The sequence below is a fragment of the Actinomadura sp. GTD37 genome (assembly GCF_041951365.1).
In the GTDB taxonomy this organism is placed as follows: Bacteria; Actinomycetota; Actinomycetes; order Streptosporangiales; family Streptosporangiaceae; genus Spirillospora.
Genome location: NZ_JBGNUS010000002.1, coordinates 487735 through 506081, shown reverse-complemented (window position 1 = coordinate 506081; position 18347 = coordinate 487735). Strand labels below are relative to the sequence as shown.

Sequence of the window (18347 nt, the reverse complement as noted above, 5' to 3'; positions counted from 1 at the left end):
CGCGCCAAGGAGACGAGACATGCCGCTGACACCCGCCGATGTGCGGAACAAGCAGTTCAGTACCACCAGGCTGAGGCCGGGGTACGACGAGGAGGAGGTGGACGCCTTCCTCGACGAGGTCGAGGCGGAGCTCGACCGCCTCATCCAGGAGAACGAGGAGCTGCGGGCCAAGCTGGCCGAATGCCTTCGCGGCAAGGTTCCCGCCATGGCCGCTCCCATCGTGGAGCCGAAGCCGGACGTCCAGAAGATCCCCGAGCCGCCGCGCCCCGAGCCGCAGCAGCAGCCCGAGCCGGAGCCCGTCCTCGGCGGTCTCGGCATGTCGGCCGCGCCCACCGGCGAGGACAACATGGACACCGCGGCCCGCGTCCTCGCGCTCGCGCAGCAGACCGCCGACCAGGCGATCGCCGACGCCCGCCGGGAGGCCGACGAGACGCTCGGCCGCGCCCGCCGCGAGGCCGAGGAGATCCTCGGCAAGGCCCGCCGGCAGGCCGACCAGATCGTCAGCGAGGCCCGCTCGCGCGCCGAGGCCCTCGACCGCGACGCCCAGGAGCGGCACCGCCAGGTCATGGGCTCGCTCGTGCAGCAGCGCGAGGAGCTCGAGCGCGAGGTCGACAACCTGCGCGCCTTCGAGCGCGAGTACCGCAGCCGCCTGAAGGTGTACCTGGAGGGCCAGCTCCGCGACCTGGAGGCGGGCAGCACCGAGACCGGCGCCTTCGCCGCCGTCCCGGGCGCGGCCCCCGTCCAGTCGCAGCAGAACGCGCCCCAGGGTCCGCAGACGGGGCCGCAGAGCAGCCTTTCGCACGGTGAGAACCGCAACGGCGCCGCCGGCGGTCCGTCCCCCGCGCCGGGCACGTTCCCGCAGCCCGCCGAGCACGGCCAGCAGGTGCAGCACTCGGCCACGGGGGCGTTCCACGCGGGCGGTGACAACCCGCCGCACGACAGGCGCTGACGCGGCCCCCGCAGGCGATAGTGTCGTCCCGATGCCCGTGCCGGGCGTGGCAGCGGCGCCACCCCGGTGATGCCGGGCGGTCGTGCGGGACGGCCACCGGGCCCTTCGCGCGGCCGGTAGCCGAGCGGTCCGAACGAGTGGGAGAGACCCTGTGATCATCCTGAGTGGCGTTCTCGTCGTGGTGGCGATCGCCCTGCTGGTGGCGGGGATCGTCGCCGGCAACGGAGACAGCGCCCAGGTCTTCGGCCTGGACGCGCTGGTCGTGATCTACATTTCGATCGCCGTCAGCATCGTCTCGGCGCTGTGCCTGGCCATCGGGGTCTTCCTGCGGCGCAAGGAGCTGTGGGGTCCCGGGGGTTCGGCGACGCCGGCCCGCTCGAAGACGGCCAAGGCCAAGAAGGACAAGCGCAGGAAGGCCGCGCCTCCGGCGCCGGCCGGGAAGACCGCGGGCGCCACGGGTGCCCCGGCGGCCGCACCCCCTGCCGGGGATCCGGCCGACGACGCGCTGGAGATGCCCGCTCCGCCCGTCGACGTCCCCGACGACGCGATGGTGTTCGTCGTCCGCGGACGCAAGCGCTACCACCTCGACACGTGCCGGCAGCTCGCCGGGCGCGACACCGAGGAACTGACCTACGTCGAGGCCAAGGAGGAGGGGTTCAGCCCCTGCACCGCCTGCATGCCCGACACCGCGCTGGCGGCGCGCGCCGCGACGTCGGCGCCGGCGTCCCCCGGCGGCGAGCCCGGCGCGGAGCGCTCCGAGAGCGGCCTGGCGGGTCTCGCCAAGCCCGCGCCGGCGCCACGCCCCGCGCCCGCCTCCTTCGACGGCCCCGCCTCTTTCGAGGATCAGGGGTCGTTCGACGCTCCCGGCCCGTTCGACCGGCCGGGCCCGCTCGACCGGACGGCCGAGATCCCGCGGACGGACGAGCCCGCCGCTGCGGAGCGTCCCGCCCCCGGCCCGGTCGGGCCGACCATGACCGACATGCCCGTGGCGGGGCTGTTCGGCAAGACCGCCGATGAGGCGCCCAGCGCGCCGGAGACGGCCGCCGAGCCCGAGTCCGCCGCCGCGGAGCCGGAGGCGCGCTCCGGCTGGGAGCGGCCCGCTGAGGCCGCCTCGCCGGACGTCACCGTCGACCTGGGCCCGGTCGCGCGCCCCGGCGCGGACGCCGCGGCCCCGAAGCCGCGCCACGCCGACGAGGGCGCCGGCGAGCGGGACGCGTTCGAGCCTGAGCCGTCCGCGGAGTCCGAGCCGGAGCCGTCCGGCGGCGAGTCCGCGGGCGAGCCGGCCGGAGCGGGCCCGCAGGTCCGCATCCTGAGCGGCACCAAGCGCTACCACCGCGTCGACTGCGCCCTCATCGAGGACATCGGCGACGAGGCCGACGACCTGGAGTCGCTGTCCCGCACGGAGGCGAAGTCCCGGGGCTGCACGCCCTGCCTGGTCTGCCAGCCCGACCGCGAGCACGCCCGCGACTGACGGCCGGCCGCCCGGAGGCCCGGGCGGCGGCCGTCGGCTCAGCGGTCCCGGTGCCGCTCCGCGCGCAGCTCCCGCAGCCGCTCCCGGCGGGCGTCCCGGTGCTCCCGGTGGAGCTCCCGCCGCTCCTCGTGGTGCATGCGGTGCAGCTCGTGGACGTCCCGGTGCCGACCGCGGCCGCCGCTCTTCTCGCCGATCGCGCGGCGGCTCACCGAGACGCCGCCGAACAGCACCATCCCGGTGATCCGGATGACGGGCGCGTCCGCGTCCGCGGTGTCGTCCTCCGGCAGCTCGCTCCCGCCGAAGATCGCGGTGGTGGAGCCGACGACCCGCACCCCCGGCGGGACGATCATGTTCACCCCGCCGAAGACGCAGGTGACGTTGACGGTCACCTCGCCGCGGCTGAGGACGGCCTGCCGGAAGTCCAGGTCGGCGCCGCCGAACACGCAGGAGACGTTGGTGGTGGGCTCGACCAGCCAGCGCCCCTTGCGCTCCACCCCGGAGAAGATCGCGACGAGGTTGGGCGACTGCGGCGGGGGCGGCGCGAGCGCGGGCTCCTTGCGCAGGTCGACGCGGGGGCGCGGGGCCTGCTCGGCCGGCAGGTCGCTGAGGACGGGTTCCAGGTCGGCGTACGTCTTGGCCCTGTAGACGGCGTCGATGCGCTCGGCGTGCTCCTCCGGCGTGATGCGGCCCTCCGCGAGGGCTTCGCGGAGGCGGTCGGCCACCTCGTCGCGGTCGGCGTCCGACGCGCGCATGCTGGCGGGTGACGGCGGGGCCGGACGGTCGGAGCCGGAGGGCTGTTCGGGAGAACTCACCGGACCATCATCGCAAACGAGATGTGTCGCGATGAACCCCTCATGGAAAAGTTCTCCGCCGCGCCCGGATCCGGCCGGGCGCGGCGGAGGGACTCACGCCTTGCGGAGGTAGTAGGTGAGGCCGAGGTCCTCGTCGCGGGCGGCGGTGAGGCCCGCCGGGCGGCCCTCGCTCACCGCGGTCGCGAGGACCTCGGCGGCGACCTCCCCGGTGTGCGCGCGCAGCGCCTCGGCGAGGTCGGTGCCGGTGGCCTCCCACCACAGCTCGATGCGGTCGGTGACCTCCAGCCCGGCGGCCTTGCGGCCCTCCTGGACGAGCCGGACGGCCTCCCGCACCAGGCCCGCGCGGCGCAGCTCGGGCGTGACGGTGAGGTCGAGCGCGACGGTCTCGCCGGCGGCGCTCTCCACCGCCCAGCCGCTGCGCGGCCGCTCGGTGACGATCACGTCGCCGGCCGACAGGGGCACCGTGCCGAGCCCGGCGGCCTCCACCTCGGCGCCGCCGGCGCGCACCGCCCGCACGAGGGCGGCCGGGTCGGCCGAGGTGATCGCCTTGGCCACCTTCGGGGTGTCCTTGGCGTAGCGCTTGCCCAGCTCCCGGAAGTTCGGCTTGACCTCGTACTCGACCAGGTCGCCGCCGATCGAGGACAGCTCCTCGAAGCCGAGGACGTTCAGCTCCTCGGAGATCTGCGCCCGCAGCTGGTCCGGCAGCGCGGACCAGCCCGGCGCGCCGACGAGGGCGCGGCCGAGCGGCTGGCGGGTCCGGACGCCGCTCGCGGCCCGCGCGGAGCGGCCCAGCTCCACCAGCCGGCGGACGAGCGCCATCTGCACGGTGAGGGCCTCGTCGAGGAGGCCCTCGTCGACGGCGGGCCAGTCGGCCAGGTGGACCGACTCGGGCCCGTCCGCGGGCCGGATGACGTCCCAGACGTGGTCGGTGATGAACGGGACGATCGGCGCCATCAGCCGGGTGAGGGTCTCCAGGCACTCGTAGAGGGTGGCGAACGCGGCCGAGCCCTCCGGGGTCTCGGGGCCCTCCCAGAAGCGCCGCCGGGACCGCCGCACGTACCAGTTCGACAGGTCGTCCACGAACTGGGAGAGGCGGCGGCCCGCGCGCGCGGTGTCGAACTCCTCCAGCGCGGCGTCGACCTCGCGGACGGTGCGGTGCAGCTCGGCGAGCGCCCAGCGGTCCAGGAGCGGCCGGTCGGCCGGGGCGGGGGCCTCGGGCAGCCGGTCCGGCGTCCAGGCGCGGCCCTGCGACTCCGCGGCGTTCGCGTACAGGACGAAGAACGACGCGGTGTTCCAGTACGTGAGGAGGACCTTGCGGACGATCTCCTCCAGGGCGCCGTGCCCGACGCGGCGGGACGCCCAGGGCAGCCCGCTCGCGGCCATGAACCAGCGCACCGCGTCGGCGCCGTGCTCGTCCATCAGCGGGATGGGCCGCAGCACGTTGCCGAGGTGCTTGCTCATCTTGCGGCCGTCCTCGGCGAGGATCAGGCCGAGGCACACGACGTTCTCGTAGGACGACCGGTCGAACACGAGCGTCCCGACGGCCATGAGGGAGTAGAACCAGCCGCGGGTCTGGTCCTGGGCCTCGCAGATGTACTGGGCGGGGTAGGAGTTCTCGAAGACCTCGTTGTTGCGGTAGGGGGCGCCCCACTGCGCGAACGGCATCGACCCGGAGTCGTACCAGGCGTCGATGACGTCGGGCACGCGGCGCGCCTCCGACCCGCACGTGCCCGCGTCTCCGACACGGGCGGGGCAGGGGAACGTGACGTCGTCCACGAACGGCCGGTGGGGGTCGAGCGCGGACAGGTCGCGTCCGGCCAGGTCGCCGAGCTCCTTCAGCGACCCGACGCAGGTGACGTGGTCCTCGTCGTCACCGCAGACCCACAGCGGGAGGGGCGTGCCCCAGTAGCGGCTGCGGGACAGCGACCAGTCGACGTTGTTGCGGAGCCATTCCCCGTACCGGCCGTGCTTGACCGTCTCGGGGTACCAGTTGGTCTTCTCGTTCTCCTCCAGCAGCCGGTCCTTGATCTGCGTGGTGCGGATGTACCAGGCGGGCAGCGCGTAGTAGAGCAGCGCCGTGTGGCAGCGCCAGCAGTGCGGGTAGCTGTGGTCGAAGTGGCCGCCGCGGAACAGCAGCCCGCGCGCGCGCAGGTCGTCGGTGAGGGGCTCGTCGGCGTCCTTGAAGAACTTGTTGCCGACCAGGGGCACCTCGCGCAGGAAGCGCCCGTCCGGCCCGATCGGGTTGACGATCGGCATCCCGTACCGCTTGCAGACGGTCATGTCGTCGCCGCCGAACGCGGGCGCCTGGTGGACGAGCCCGGTGCCGTCCTCCACGGTGACGTAGTCGCCGAGCACGACGTAGTGCGCGTCGGGGATGTCGACCAGGTCGAAGGGCCGCCGGTAGGTCGTCCGCTCCAGCTCGGCGCCCTGGAACGCGGCGAGCCGCTCGGCGCCCTCGCCGAGGACCTGCTCGACCAGGGGCTCGGCCACGACGAGCACCTCGTCCGACCCGGCGGGCCGGGCCGCGACGTACGTGACGTCGGGGTGGACGGCGACGGCGGTGTTCGACACCAGCGTCCACGGGGTCGTGGTCCAGATGAGCAGAGCGGCGCCCATCTCGGCGAGCGGACCCGACGTGACGGGCATCCGCACGTACACCGACGGGCTGGACACCGTCTCGTACCCGCCCGGCTGGCCCAGCTCGTGGTCGGACAGGCCCGTCCCGCAGCGCGGGCAGTACGGGGTGATGCGGAAGTCGCGGAACAGCAGGCCCTTGTCGAACACCTGCTTCAGCGACCACCAGACGGCCTCGACGTACTCGGGGTCCATCGTCCGGTAGGCCTGGTCGGTGTTGACCCAGTAGCCCATGCGCTCGGTCATCTCTTCGAACGCGTCCACGTGGCGCAGGACGGACTCGCGGCAGCGCGCGTTGAACTCCGCGACGCCGTACTCCTCGATGTCCTTCTTGCCGGTGAGGCCGAGCTCCTTCTCCACGGCGACCTCGACGGGCAGGCCGTGGCAGTCCCAGCCGGCCTTGCGCGGGACGTGGTGCCCCTTCATGGTCTTGAAGCGCGGGAAGACGTCCTTGAACACGCGGGCCTCGACGTGGTGGACGCCCGGCATGCCGTTGGCGGTGGGCGGCCCCTCGTAGAACACCCAGGGGTCGCCGGACGCCGTGCGCTCCAGCGACCGCTCGAAGACCTTGGCCTCCTGCCAGCGGCGCAGCATGTCCCGCTCCAGGGCGGGCAGATCGACCTGCGCGGGCAGGGGCCGAAAAGCTCGGCTCACGATGGCGGACCTCCGGATCGACGTGACCACGTTGACCGGAGGGACGAGGCGCGCGGCCCCGCGGTACCACCCTCCTTGACCGCGCCGGGACGGCACGGTCCGCTTCGTTCGAGTCTCGGCCGCCGGGTCTACTGCGCCCGCGGACCAGGTCCGGGGCGGTTCTTCCGGCGGCTCCGGGGTGATCAGACCGCCGGGCTCGCCCCCGGGCTCGCACCGTCCCCGGGTCGCTCATGGCCGCGTTCGGCGGCAGGTGTCCCCATCAGGGCCTGCCGAGAAACTTGCTCTCCCGAACTTTAACGCACCCGTGCCCCGCGCTCTTCCCGTTTCCCGCCGCCCGGCCCGGCGGCGGCGGCCGTTCCTTTGCGATCTCCTGCGCCGGACCGGGGTTTCCGGGCGATCGGCCACCGGGCATAAGCGGTCGGTACCACGGCCCAGGTTGTTTACCGCGCCCGAGAAGGGGGACCAATGCTGCCCGCACTGCCCGTCGAGGCGATCAGCGCGAGGGAGGCCGACATGGCCGGCGCGACGAAGGGCACGGCGCCCACCGAAAGGCCCGCTGAAAGGGACACGGAGAGGTCCGACGAAAGGCCCGCCGCGAAGCCCGCGGCGGGCAGGCCCCGGGGCAAGGCGCCCGCGGCCAAGAGCCCCGCCGGGAAACCGGGAGGGCAGGCGAAGCCGCGCGGCGGGCGGGCCCCGGCGAAGGCGCCCAAGGCGCCGAAGGCGGCGCAGCTGCCGGTGCGCGAGGGCGAGCACCGGTGGACGGCCCCGGAGCTCGCCGAGGTGCGGGCCGGGCTGCAGGAGCAGATCGAGGGCCTGCGCGCGGAGATCGCCGCGTCCGCCAGCCAGATCGCCGAGGGCGACGGCAGCGACGGGGCGGGCGACGACCAGGCCGACGCGGGCGCCAAGACCTACGAGCGCGAGCACGAGCTGGCCCTGGCCTACAATTCACAGGACCTGCTCGCTCAGATCGAGCGGGCGGTCCAGCGGATGGACGCCGGCACGTACGGAACCTGCGAGTCCTGCGCCAAGCCGATCGGCAAGGCGAGACTTCAGGTCTTCCCGCGTGCGACCCTGTGTGTGACATGCAAACAACGCGAGGAACGTCGCTGAGCGACTCAACGAACCCAGAGGGCGAGGCCGGGGAATCCACGGGATCTCCTCGGCCGCGCCGCGTCGGCGTGCTGCTCGCCGTGGCCCTGGCCGCGGTCGCCACCGACATCGTGTCCAAGATCATCGTGGTGGCGACGCTGCAGGACCGGGAGCCGATCCGGCTGCTCGGCGGGCTGCTGACGCTGCGCGAGACCCGCAACAGCGGCGCCGCGTTCTCGATCGGCACGGGCTACACCGTGGTGTTCACCCTGATCGCCTGCGGCGTGGTGGTGGCGATCCTGCGCACCGCCCGCAACCTGCGGAGCGTGCCGTGGGCGCTCTGCCTCGGCCTGCTGCTCGGCGGCGCGATCGGCAACCTGCTCGACCGGCTGCTGCGCTCCCCGGCGCCGCTGAAGGGCCACGTCGTCGACTGGATCCAGCTGCCGCACTGGCCGGTGTTCAACCTGGCCGACTCGGCGATCGTGTGCGGCGGCGTCCTCGCCGTGCTGCTGGCGGCGCGCGGCCTCCAGGTCGACGGGACGCGCATCACCGGCAAGGAGGACGACCCCGGCGAGGCCGAGCCCGAGCCCGAGGCAGGGAAGGCCGGCCCCCAGAGAGACGAAGCGGGCAGGGCCGAGGCCGAGGAGCCGGCGCCCCCCGCCGAGGACGACGCGCCCGCGCCCGCCCCCGAAGAGAAGAAGGCTTGATGGGGGAGGTGCGCAGCCTCCACGTGCCGGACGGCCTGGAGGGCGAGCGGATCGACGCCGCCCTGGCGCGGCTGTTCGGCCTGTCGCGCAGCGGCGCCGCCGACATCGTCGCCGCCGGCGACGTCCTGGTGGACGGCGCCGAGGTGGCCACGAAGTCCGAGCGGCTGCACGCCGGCGCCTGGCTGGAGGTCACGCTCCCGCCGCCGCCCGCCCCGCCCGCGCCGGTCGCCGAGCCCGTCCCGGGGATGGGCGTCCTGTACGAGGACGACGACATCGTCGTGGTGAACAAGCCGATCGGCGTCGCCGCCCACCCCACCACCGGCTGGACTGGCCAGACCGTCCTCGGGGGCCTGCTCGGCGCCGGGCACACGATCGCGACGAGCGGCGCGTCCGAGCGGCAGGGCATCGTGCACCGGCTGGACGCCAACACCACCGGCGCGATGGTCGTGGCGAAGAGCGAGGTCGCGTACTCGCGGCTCAAGCGGGCGTTCAAGGAACGCCGCATCGACAAGCGCTACCGGGCGCTCGTCCAGGGCCATCCCGACCCGTTCCGGGGGACGGTCGACGCGCCGATCGACCGGCATCCGGCGGGCGACGGCCGGTTCGCGGTCGTGGCGGGCGGCAAGCCGTCGGTCACGCACTACGACACCGTCGAGGCGTTCCGCGCGGCGACCCTGCTCGACATCGACCTGGAGACCGGGCGCACCCACCAGATCCGGGTGCACATGTCCGCGCTCCGGCATCCGTGCGTGGGCGACATGGCCTACGGCGCCGACCCGACGCTCGCCGCGCGCCTCGGCCTGAAGCGGCAGTGGCTGCACGCCGCCCGGCTGGGGTTCGAGCACCCGGCGACGGGCGAGTGGGTGGAGTTCGAGAGCCCGTACCCGGACGACCTGGCCCGCGCGCTGGAGATCGTCGAAGCGGAGTCCTGACCGCCGCGGCCGGAGCGCGCGGCTACAGCCCGAGCAGGCGCAGCCCGGCCGTGACGGCGGCGGCGGCGACCAGCACCGCCAGGAACGGGGCGCGCAGCAGGAGCGCGGCGACGGCGGCGCCCAGGCCCGCCAGGCGGGCGGGGTCGAAGTCCAGGGACGTGCCGTCCGCGAGGGCCTGCACGGCGATCAGCGCGGTCAGCAGCGCCACCGGCACCAGGTCGGTGAACCGGCGCACGCGCGGGTCGTCCAGGATCCGCTGCGGCGCGACGAGCCCGGCGAGCTTGAGCGCGTAGCAGCCGAGGCCGGTGGCGAGCACCGCGATCCACACGCTCACGGCGTCCCCCTCCGGCCGAGCAGCGCGGGCAGCGCGGCGGCGGCGGCCAGCATGACCGGCACGCCGGGCGGCAGCAGCGGCGTCGCCGCGACCGCGATCACGGCCGCCGCCGCGGCGACCCGGACCGCCCCTCCGCCGCCGGTCAGCCGCGGCCAGAGCAGCGCCAGGAAGGCGGCCGGGCCGAGGACGTCCAGGCCGGCGGCGTCGGGGTCGCCCAGGCGGGCCGCGCCGGCGGCGCCCAGCAGCGTGGTGGCGTTCCACGCCAGGTACAGGGTGATCGCGGTGGTGTAGAACCCGGCGCGGGCCGCCGCCGGGTCGCGCTGCGCGGTCGCGACGGCGGCGGTCTCGTCGATGACGACCTGCGCGGTGACGAGGCGGCGCCGGCCGCGCACGCCGAGCGTCCCGGCGAGCCGCAGCCCGTACAGGGCGTTGCGCCCGCCGAGCAGCACGGCGCCGAGCGTCCCGGCCACCAGCCCGCCGCCCCCGCCGATCACGCCGGCCAGCGCGAACTGGGACGCGCCGGTGAACGCCAGCAGGCTCAGCACGCACGCCTGCGCGACGGTGAGGCCCGCGGTGACCGCGGCCGCCCCGAACGCGAGCCCGGACACGCCGACGGCGATGCCGACGCTCAGCCCGTCCCGGACGGCCGCGGCCCGCGCGCGCTCGTCCGGCGCGGCCTCCGCCGTGCTCATCGGTTCTCGGCGGCGTCCAGGCCGGCCTCGATGATCGCGTTGACGACGGGCGTGAGCCGGGCGGCGCCGAGGGACGGGGCGCGCTCGGCCATGGCCGCCACGATCTCCCGCTCGCGGCGGGGGTCGCGGCCCGCGGAGCCGCCGACCGGCTTCAGCCGCTGGACGGCGGCCGCGACGGCGGCGCGGTGCTCCAGCAGGGTGGCGATCGCGGCGTCGAGGCCGTCGATCGCGGCGCGGGCCCCGCCGAGGGTCGTGACGGCGGCGGCGTCCGGCAGCGCGACGCGCAGTTCGGCGGAGTCGAGCACCTGGTCGGGCATGGGGGTTCCCTCTCGTGCTGCGGCGGGCCGCGCAGGGGGAGGACCGGTGCCCGGGGCCGCGCCTGATCATCGGCTTGGTCGGCGGAAGGGGGCGGGCCCGCGACGGGCTCCGCCTCCGGCCGGCTCCGGGGTCGTCGCTCAGGCCGCCGTGGCGACCGGCTCGCCCGGAGCCGGCGGTGTAAACCTGATGGGGCGACGTTCCATGCGCCCAGCGTATGCGCGGCCGCGTCCGCGTGCCAAGCTCCGGACGGCCGTCCCGCCTGCTGAGACGCCCGGCCGGCGGTCCGCCGCCCGGGGTTCGCGGGGTTCGGGCGAGTCGGGGCGCGTGGGACGCCCGGGGCGGGTTAGGCTCTCAGGACCGCGTCAGCCCGGCGTCCGCCCGGGTTGACGATCTTCCCCCGGGACCGATAAAGCCACCGTGTGCCGCAGGCGCGCGGGCGGTCGCATGCGACGAGCAGGAGGCGCAGCGCACATGGCCGACTCTTTCGTTCATCTGCACGTTCATACGGAGTACTCCATGCTGGACGGAGCCGCCCGGCTGAAGCAGATGTTCGAAGAGGTGGGCCGGCAGGAGATGCCGGCGATCGCCATGACCGACCACGGCAACATGCACGGCGCCTACGACTTCCACCGGCAGGCGACGGCCGCCGGGGTCACGCCGATCATCGGCATCGAGGCGTACCTGGCGCCCGAGTCCCGCTACCACAAGAAGAAGGTCCAGTGGGGGGAGCCGAGCCAGAAGCGCGACGACGTCTCCGGCGGCGGCCTGATCAACCACAAGACGCTGTGGGCGCGGAACGGGACCGGCCTGCACAACCTGTTCAAGCTCTCCAGCCGCGCGTACACCGAGGGCTTCGTCTTCAAGTACGCCCGCATGGACGAGGAACTGCTCGCCGAGCACGCCGAGGGCGTGATGGCCACGACCGGCTGCCCGTCCGGCAAGGTGCAGACGAGGCTGCGGCTCGGCCAGTTCGACGAGGCGCTGAAGGCCGCCGCCACGTTCCAGGACATCTTCGGCAAGGACAACTACTTCCTCGAGCTGATGGACCACGGGCTGGAGATCGAGCGCCGCGTCCGCGACGGGCTCGTCGAGATCAGCAAGAAGCTGAACATCCCGCCGGTCGTCACGAACGACTCGCACTACACGCACGAGTCCGAGGCCACCGCGCACGACGCGCTCCTCTGCGTCCAGGTGGGCAAGCAGCTCGCCGACCCCGACCGGTTCCGGTTCGACGGGTCCGGCTACTACCTGAAGACGGCGGACGAGATGCGCGCCCTCGACGCGTCCGACATCTGGCTGGAGGGCTGCCGGAACACCCTGCTCGTCGCCGAGAAGGTCGACCCGGCGGGCATGTTCGAGTACCGCGACCTCAGCCCCCGCTTCCCCGTCCCCGAGGGCGAGACCGAGGAGAGCTGGTTCCGCAAGGAGGTCTGGAAGGGCCTCGGGCGCCGCTTCCCGGACGGCCTGCCCGAGGGGTACAAGGAGCAGGCCGAGTACGAGATGGGCGTCATCCTCGGCAAGGGGTACCCGTCCTACTTCCTCGTCGTCGCCGACTTCATCATGTGGGCCAAGGAGAACGGCATCCTGGTCGGCCCCGGCCGGGGGTCCGCCGCGGGCTCCCTGATCGCGTACGCGATGGGCATCACCGACCTCGACCCGATCCCGCACGGGCTGATCTTCGAGCGGTTCCTGAACCCCGAGCGCGCGTCCATGCCCGACATCGACATCGACTTCCCTGAAGACCGGCGCGCCGAGGTCATCAAGTACACGACCGACAAGTGGGGCGCCGACAAGGTCTCGTTCATCGCCACGTTCGGCACCATCAAGGCGAAGGCCGCGATCAAGGACGCGGGCCGCGTCCTCGGCTTCCCGTACGCGCTCGGCGACCGGATCTCCAAGGCGTTCCCGCCCGCCGTCATGGGCAAGGACATCCCGCTGTCGGGCATCTTCGACGACAAGCACCCGCGCCACGGCGAGGCGGGCGAGCTGCGCAAGCTGTACGAGGAAGAGACCGACGTCAAGCAGATCATGGACCTGGCGCAGGGCCTGGAGGGGCTGATCCGCCAGACGGGCGTGCACGCCGCCGGGATCATCATGTCCGGTGAGACGATCACCGACCACGTCCCGATCATGCGCCGGGACGCCGACGGCGCGATCATCACGCAGTTCGACTACCCGACCTGCGAGACGCTCGGCCTGCTGAAGATGGACTTCCTTGGCCTGCGGAACCTGACGATCATCGACGACGCGCTCAAGGGCATCAAGAAGAACAAGGGCGTCGACGTCGACCTGCTCGGCCTGCCGCTGGACGACCAGCCGACCTACGACCTGCTCGCGCGCGGCGACACCCTCGGCGTGTTCCAGTTCGACGGCGGGCCGATGCGGTCGCTGCTGCGGCTGATGAAGCCCGACAACTTCGAGGACATCTCCGCCGTCGGCGCCCTGTACCGGCCGGGCCCGATGGGCGCGAACTCCCACACCAACTACGCGCTCCGCAAGAACGGCCAGCAGGAGATCACCCCGATCCACCCGGAGCTGGAGGAGCCGCTCCGGGAGATCCTCGACACGACCTACGGCCTGATCGTCTACCAGGAGCAGGTCATGGCGATCGCGCAGAAGGTGGCGGGCTACACGCTCGGCAAGGCGGACCTGCTCCGCCGCGTGATGGGCAAGAAGAAGAAGGCCGAGCTGGACGCCCAGTTCGTCGGCTTCGAGCAGGGCATGATCGACAACGGCTTCTCCAAGGAGGCCGTGAAGACGCTGTGGGACATCCTCGTCCCGTTCTCCGACTACGCGTTCAACAAGGCGCACTCCGCCGCGTACGGCCTGGTGTCCTACTGGACGGCCTACCTCAAGGCGAACTACCCGGCCGAGTACATGGCGGGCCTGCTCACGTCCGTCGGCGACGACAAGGACAAGAGCGCCCTCTACCTGTCGGAGTGCCGCCGGATGGGGCTGAAGGTCCTGCCGCCGGACGTCAACACCTCCGAGGCCGACTTCACCCCGCTGGGCGACACCGAGATCCGCTTCGGGCTGTCGGCCGTCCGCAACGTGGGCCACAACGTCGTGGACGGCATCGTCGCGGCGCGCCGGGAGAAGGGCGCCTACACCGACTTCAACGACTTCCTCAGCAAGGTCCCGCCGCAGGTGTGCAACAAGCGGGTCGTGGAGTCGCTCATCAAGGCCGGCGCGTTCGACGAGCTGGGCCACCAGCGCAAGGCGCTGCTGATGGTGCACGAGCCGGCCATCGACTCGGTCATCGACATCAAGCGCAAGGAGGCCATCGGCCAGGACTCCCTGTTCGGCGCCCTGGAGGACGACGGCGGCGAGGACGCGTTCACCGTCGCGATCCCCGAGGCCGAGGAGTGGGACAAGACCACCCTCCTCGCGTTCGAGCGCGAGATGCTCGGCCTGTACGTCTCCGACCACCCGCTCCTCGGCGTCGAGCACATCCTGGAGCGCGAGGCCGACTGCGCCATCGCGTCCCTCAACGAGGGCGAGCGCCCCGACGGCCAGGTGGTGATCGTGGCGGGCCTGCTCTCGGGCCTCCAGCGCAAGGTCACCAAGCAGGGCAACTCGTGGGCGATGTTCCAGCTGGAGGACCTCGCCGGGTCCATCGAGGTGATGTGCTTCCCGTCGTCCTACCAGCTGTGCTCGACGCTCCTCGCCGAGGACGCCGTCCTCATCGTGAAGGGCCGCCTCGACCGCCGCGAGGACGTCGCGAAGATCATCGCGATGGAGGTCTCCCAGCCCGACCTCACCATCACCGACGCGACCGGCCCGCTGTCGGTCACCCTGCCGCTGGGCCGCTGCACGCCCCCGACGGTCTCGCGCCTGAAGGAAGTCCTGATCACCCATCCCGGCACGGCCGAGGTGCACCTGCACCTGCAGAACGGGCCGCGCACCACGGTTGTCCGCCTGGACGACAGGCTCCGCGTGGCGCCGTCCCCGGCGCTGATGGGCGACCTGAAGCAGCTCCTCGGCCCGTCCTGCCTCGGCTGACGCCGTCCCGCCGTACGGGCGCGCGGACGCCGTCGAGCCCGGCGGCGTGCGGCCCGAGCCGGATGCCGGACCGTTGGTTCATGGCCGGTGACGCAACCGAGGCCCGGCCCCGGCACGGGGGCGGACGGATCGCGGGGCGTCAGGTGGCGAGGGCGGCGGGGGCCAGGTCGGCCTTCCAGCCGACGAGGCGTCCGAGGCCGTCGAAGGCGGCGCGGGCGGTGCCGCCGCCGGGGAGCATGACCTCGGTCAGCTCGTCGGCCGGCCGGTAGGGGACGCGGTGGTGCGACAGGAACCCGGCGAGCGTCAGCCGCGGCTCGCGCGGGAACAGGCTCGCCGCGCTGGCGAGGAGCCGGGGCAGCGGGACCGGGTCCCACTGCGCGGCCGGGACCTGCGGGTCGTCGACGTGCAGATAGGCGGAGCCGCCGTCGTAGCCGGCGCCGATGTAGCCGGCGCCGCCGAGGACGCCGCCGGCGGCCATCGCGATCAGCTCGCCGCCGTGCCCGGCCGGACCCTCGTACCAGGACAGGTCGACCTCGGGGGTGGTGAACTCGGGGATGCCGAGCCGCTCCCCGATCGCCCGGATGGCCAGCGTCGGGGCGACGGCGGGGTGCGCGTCGCCGAACTGCGGGTTCGCCCACCCCCACAGCCAGGTGCGCTCGTGGGCCGCGTAGCTGCCGAGCAGCGAGACGCGGACCGTGACGCCGCCGCTGGCGTAGGTGCGGGCGGTCAGGTCGGCGCTCCAGTCCTCGCGCGGCAGGAACTCGGCGAGCGTCTCCTGCTGCTGCAGGACGACGGCCGCACGTGCGGCGCCGAGGCGGTCGAACGCAGGACTGAATCCGGACATGTCGGGCACATTATCCCAGTAGTCGGGGCGGTCGCGGGCGGGAATCGGACACCCTTCGAGAGTCGATCGGCCGGAGCGGGCAGGCTAGGCTTTCGCTGTCAGAGCACTCACATCTAGGAGCGTACGAGGTGCGGCGACCCACCGGGAGGCTCTTCGCGACGAGGCTCTGGGTGACGGGGGCCGTCGCCGCCGCCGTCGCCGCGCTGCTCGGCCCGCTCGCGGGCCTGCTGTGGGCGTGGATCTCGCCCGCGGTGACGTACGTGATCGTGCAGGGTGAGCCGCTTCTGGCCGAGCCGGAAGGGCAGGGCCCGATCGGCGTCGACGCGCGGTTCGCCCTGATCTCCCTCGCCGCGGGCGTGCTGTGCGGCGCCGCCGCCTATCTGGCGGGCGGGCGCGGCAACGACGTCGCGCTGCTGCTCGGCCTGGCCGCCGGGGGCTGCGCCGCGGCCGTCCTCGCCTGGCGGACGGGCCACATGGTCGGCCTGGGCGACTTCCAGGACGCGGTCCGGCACGCGCGCGACGGGACGACCGTCACCGGCGTCGCCGACCTGCGCGCCCGGGGCGTCCTCGTGTTCTGGCCGGTGTCGGCCGTGGCGGCGTACGGGCTGCTGGAGGTCGCCGTCCGGCGGCTACCCCCGGGCGATCGCGGCGACGCGGGCGCCGGTGAGGCGGACGAGGTCGGCGGGGGCGAGCTCGATCTGGAGTCCGCGCCGACCGGCGGAGACGTAGACGGTCGCGAGCCCTGACACCGACGCGTCGATCACGGCGGGCAGCCGCCGCCGCTGGCCGAGCGGGCTGATCCCGCCGACGACGTACCCGGTGGCGCGCTCGGCGTCCTTCGGGTCGGCCATCCGCGCCCTCTTCCCGCCGGCCGCCGCCGCGAGCGCCTTGAGGTCCAGGGTGGACGACACGGGCACGATCCCGACGGTGAGCCGCCCGTCGACCTCCGCCAGGAGGGTCTTGAAGAGCCGCCCGTACGGGACGCCGAGGGCGTCGGCGGCGGCCTCCCCGTAGGAGCCGGCGTTCGGGTCGGCCTCGTAGCCGTGCAGCGTGTACTCGATCTTCGCCCGCGTCGCGGCGGCGGTCGCCGGGGTCCCCCCGCCGCCCTTGGCCTTGGTGCTCATGGGGGAAGTCTGCCGTGCCGCCCGGTCCGCCGCACGGCCCGCCGCCCCGCCCGGGGTTCGGTTCGGGGTTCAGTTGGGGGTGAACGACCCGTCCAGGAACTGCCCGGCGGGGATCGTCGGCAGGAAGTTCAGGATGCGGTTCTCCCGGGCGAGCAGCTCCCGCTCGGCCGACAGCCGGAGCGCCGCGTCCTCGCATTCCAGCAGCCGCTGCTTGTCGTGCCCGTCCAGGACGAGGGACGCGGCGATCGCGTAGGACAGCGCGACCGGGTCGTCCGGCGGCTCGCCCTCGTCGGACGGGTTCGCGCCCGCCGCGCGCAGCCGGTGCCGGTACTGCCGGAACAGCCGCCGGACCCGCGCCGCCGCCGGGCCGGGGTCGGCCCCGGCCTCCTCGGGCAGGAACTCGACCTCGCCCTGCAGGTAGGGCCGGGAGCGGTCGAGCTCCTTCACCCGGAACCGCCGGGCCCCGACCGTCACGATGTCGTACCGGCCGTCCGGGTGCGGGGAGACCTCGCGCAGCTCGGCGACGCAGCCGACGCCGGCGAGCCGGTGCGCGGCGCTCTCGCCGACCTCGTGGCCGAGCTCGATGCCGACGACGCCGAACCCGCGGGGCTCGGGCCGTTCGAGCAGGTCGGCGATCAGCCGGCGGTAGCGCTCCTCGAACAGGTGCAGGGGGAGCACCAGCCCCGGGAACAGCACGGTGCCCAAGGGGAACAGGGCGAGCCGCTCGGTCACACTCTCACTCCCGCGCTCCTGGGCGCCGCCGGGAAGACGCCCTCGCCGCCAGGGTACGTCCATATCGATGATCTTGGTAAGGGCCGATTTTTCACACTGTGAAGTCTGAGTCATCCTCTTTCCGGTACCGGGCCATTCCCGCCGATTGGCCCTGCCGCGGGGACGGGGCGGCCGGTAGCGTCGGCGCCATGAGGATGCTCGTCGTCGACGCCTTCGCGGACCGCCCGTTCACCGGCAACCCGGCCGGGGTGTGCCTGCTCCAGGACGCCGCCGACCCGGAGTGGATGCAGCGCGCCGCGAACGAGATGAAGCACTCGGAGACGGCGTTCGTGCGTCCTCTCGCCGATGCCTCCGGGGCCGGCGCGGACTTCGAGCTGCGCTGGTTCACGCCCCTGACGGAGGTCGCCCTCTGCGGGCACGCCACGCTGGCTTCGGCGCACGCCCTCTACGGCACCGGGACGGTCGCGCCCGACCGCCCGATCCGGTTCCGGACGCTGAAGAGCGGCGTCCTCACCGTCACCCGGGAGGCGGACGGGGGCCTGGCGATGGACTTCCCCGCCGCGCCCGCCGCGCCGGCCGACGTCCCCCCGGGGCTCGCCGAGGCGCTCGGCCTGCCGGTGCTCCGCGCGGGACGCAACGTCCAGAACGACGTGCTGGCGGAGGTCGCGGACGAGGCGGCCGTGCGGAAGGCCGACCCGGACATCGGCGCCCTCGCCGGCATCGACGCCCGCGGCGTGATCGTCACGGCGGCGGCCGGCCCGGGCGCGGAGCACGACTTCGTGTCCCGGTTCTTCGCGCCCCGCGTCCTGCCCGGCGACGGCGAGGACCCGGTGACCGGCTCCGCCCACTGCGCCCTCGCCCCCTACTGGGCCGGGCGGTTCGGCCGCGACACGCTGACCGGATACCAGGCGTCCGCGCGCGGCGGGCGCGTCGGCGTCGCGCTGCGCGGCGACCGGGTGACCCTGTCGGGCAGGGCCGTCACCGTGCTGGACGGCGACTTCGGCGCCTGACGCGCGCCCCGGGCGCGGGGCGGCGCGCCGCGTCTCGGGAGCT

16 protein-coding genes are annotated in these 18347 nt (G+C 73.8%); 8 read left to right on the top strand and 8 right to left on the bottom strand.

Annotated features, from left to right (window positions below; translation table 11 throughout):
• The first annotated feature begins 19 nt into the window (after nucleotides 1-19).
• Together ACA511_RS16460 and ACA511_RS16455 are read left to right on the top strand one after the other, a co-directional pair.
• Nucleotides 20-949 (top strand): DivIVA domain-containing protein, encoded by a 930-nt coding sequence (locus ACA511_RS16460; protein ID WP_375025197.1) that lies wholly within the window; start codon nucleotides 20-22, stop codon nucleotides 947-949.
• 151 nt (nucleotides 950-1100) lie between these two features.
• On the top strand, nucleotides 1101-2420 hold the full coding sequence (locus tag ACA511_RS16455) for a hypothetical protein (RefSeq protein WP_375025196.1): 1320 nt from the start codon (nucleotides 1101-1103) through the stop codon (nucleotides 2418-2420).
• A 38-nt stretch (nucleotides 2421-2458) separates the two neighbouring features.
• Here the strand turns inward: ACA511_RS16455 and ACA511_RS16450 are convergent, their stop codons facing one another.
• On the bottom strand, nucleotides 2459-3232 hold the full coding sequence (locus ACA511_RS16450; RefSeq protein ID WP_375025195.1) for a DUF1707 domain-containing protein: 774 nt from the start codon (nucleotides 3230-3232) through the stop codon (nucleotides 2459-2461).
• Nucleotides 3233-3325: 93 nt separating this feature from the next.
• On the bottom strand, nucleotides 3326-6520 hold the full coding sequence (gene ileS, locus ACA511_RS16445) for an isoleucine--tRNA ligase (protein ID WP_375025194.1): 3195 nt from the start codon (nucleotides 6518-6520) through the stop codon (nucleotides 3326-3328).
• A 729-nt stretch (nucleotides 6521-7249) separates the two neighbouring features.
• On the opposite strand from ileS, the gene ACA511_RS16440 reads away from it, so the two are divergent.
• The 3 genes from ACA511_RS16440 (at nucleotide 7250) to ACA511_RS16430 (ending at nucleotide 9248) form a co-directional block, all read left to right on the top strand.
• Nucleotides 7250-7630 (top strand): TraR/DksA family transcriptional regulator, encoded by a 381-nt coding sequence (locus tag ACA511_RS16440; protein ID WP_375025605.1) that lies wholly within the window; start codon nucleotides 7250-7252, stop codon nucleotides 7628-7630.
• Nucleotides 7631-7698: 68 nt separating this feature from the next.
• The gene (lspA, locus tag ACA511_RS16435) at nucleotides 7699-8316 is read left to right on the top strand and encodes a signal peptidase II (RefSeq protein WP_375025193.1); all 618 of its coding nucleotides are present in this window, start codon (nucleotides 7699-7701) and stop codon (nucleotides 8314-8316) included.
• A complete protein-coding gene (locus ACA511_RS16430; RefSeq protein ID WP_375025192.1) occupies nucleotides 8316-9248 on the top strand; it encodes an RluA family pseudouridine synthase in 933 nt (310 codons plus the stop codon). The genes lspA and ACA511_RS16430 overlap by 1 nt, the downstream gene beginning before the upstream one ends.
• Before the next feature lie 22 nt (nucleotides 9249-9270).
• Here ACA511_RS16430 and ACA511_RS16425 read toward each other — a convergent pair whose 3' ends face one another.
• From ACA511_RS16425 to ACA511_RS16415, 3 genes are read right to left on the bottom strand one after another with little or no spacing between them, the layout of a single operon-like run.
• Entirely contained in the window at nucleotides 9271-9582 is a 312-nt protein-coding gene (locus tag ACA511_RS16425) for an AzlD domain-containing protein (protein WP_375025191.1), read from the bottom strand.
• Nucleotides 9579-10274, bottom strand: coding sequence for an AzlC family ABC transporter permease (locus tag ACA511_RS16420; RefSeq protein WP_375025190.1), 696 nt, complete (start codon nucleotides 10272-10274; stop codon nucleotides 9579-9581). The genes ACA511_RS16425 and ACA511_RS16420 overlap by 4 nt, the downstream gene beginning before the upstream one ends.
• Nucleotides 10271-10591 carry a chorismate mutase gene (locus ACA511_RS16415; RefSeq protein WP_375025189.1) on the bottom strand — a complete coding sequence of 107 codons (321 nt, stop codon included), beginning with the start codon at nucleotides 10589-10591 and terminating at the stop codon, nucleotides 10271-10273. Before ACA511_RS16415 ends, ACA511_RS16420 begins: the two co-directional genes overlap by 4 nt.
• A 472-nt stretch (nucleotides 10592-11063) precedes the next feature.
• On the opposite strand from ACA511_RS16415, the gene dnaE reads away from it, so the two are divergent.
• A complete protein-coding gene (gene dnaE, locus ACA511_RS16410) occupies nucleotides 11064-14594 on the top strand; it encodes a DNA polymerase III subunit alpha (protein WP_375025188.1) in 3531 nt (1176 codons plus the stop codon).
• A gap of 139 nt (nucleotides 14595-14733) precedes the next feature.
• Here dnaE and ACA511_RS16405 read toward each other — a convergent pair whose 3' ends face one another.
• On the bottom strand, nucleotides 14734-15438 hold the full coding sequence (locus ACA511_RS16405; protein ID WP_375025187.1) for a DUF6882 domain-containing protein: 705 nt from the start codon (nucleotides 15436-15438) through the stop codon (nucleotides 14734-14736).
• Between the two features lie 128 nt (nucleotides 15439-15566).
• Between ACA511_RS16405 and ACA511_RS16400 the strand changes: the two genes are divergently transcribed.
• Nucleotides 15567-16184: a hypothetical protein gene (locus ACA511_RS16400; protein WP_375025186.1), complete on the top strand. Its 618-nt coding sequence runs from the start codon at nucleotides 15567-15569 to the stop codon at nucleotides 16182-16184.
• On the opposite strand, the gene ybaK is transcribed toward ACA511_RS16400, so the two are convergent.
• Entirely contained in the window at nucleotides 16068-16562 is a 495-nt protein-coding gene (gene ybaK / locus ACA511_RS16395; protein WP_375025185.1) for a Cys-tRNA(Pro) deacylase, read from the bottom strand. The two genes, ACA511_RS16400 and ybaK, sit on opposite strands and share 117 nt — an antisense overlap.
• A gap of 69 nt (nucleotides 16563-16631) precedes the next feature.
• On the bottom strand, nucleotides 16632-17294 hold the full coding sequence (locus ACA511_RS16390; RefSeq protein WP_375025184.1) for an LON peptidase substrate-binding domain-containing protein: 663 nt from the start codon (nucleotides 17292-17294) through the stop codon (nucleotides 16632-16634).
• 188 nt (nucleotides 17295-17482) lie between these two features.
• Between ACA511_RS16390 and ACA511_RS16385 the strand changes: the two genes are divergently transcribed.
• Entirely contained in the window at nucleotides 17483-18304 is an 822-nt protein-coding gene (locus ACA511_RS16385; protein WP_375025183.1) for a PhzF family phenazine biosynthesis protein, read from the top strand.
• Nucleotides 18305-18347 lie beyond the last annotated feature (43 nt).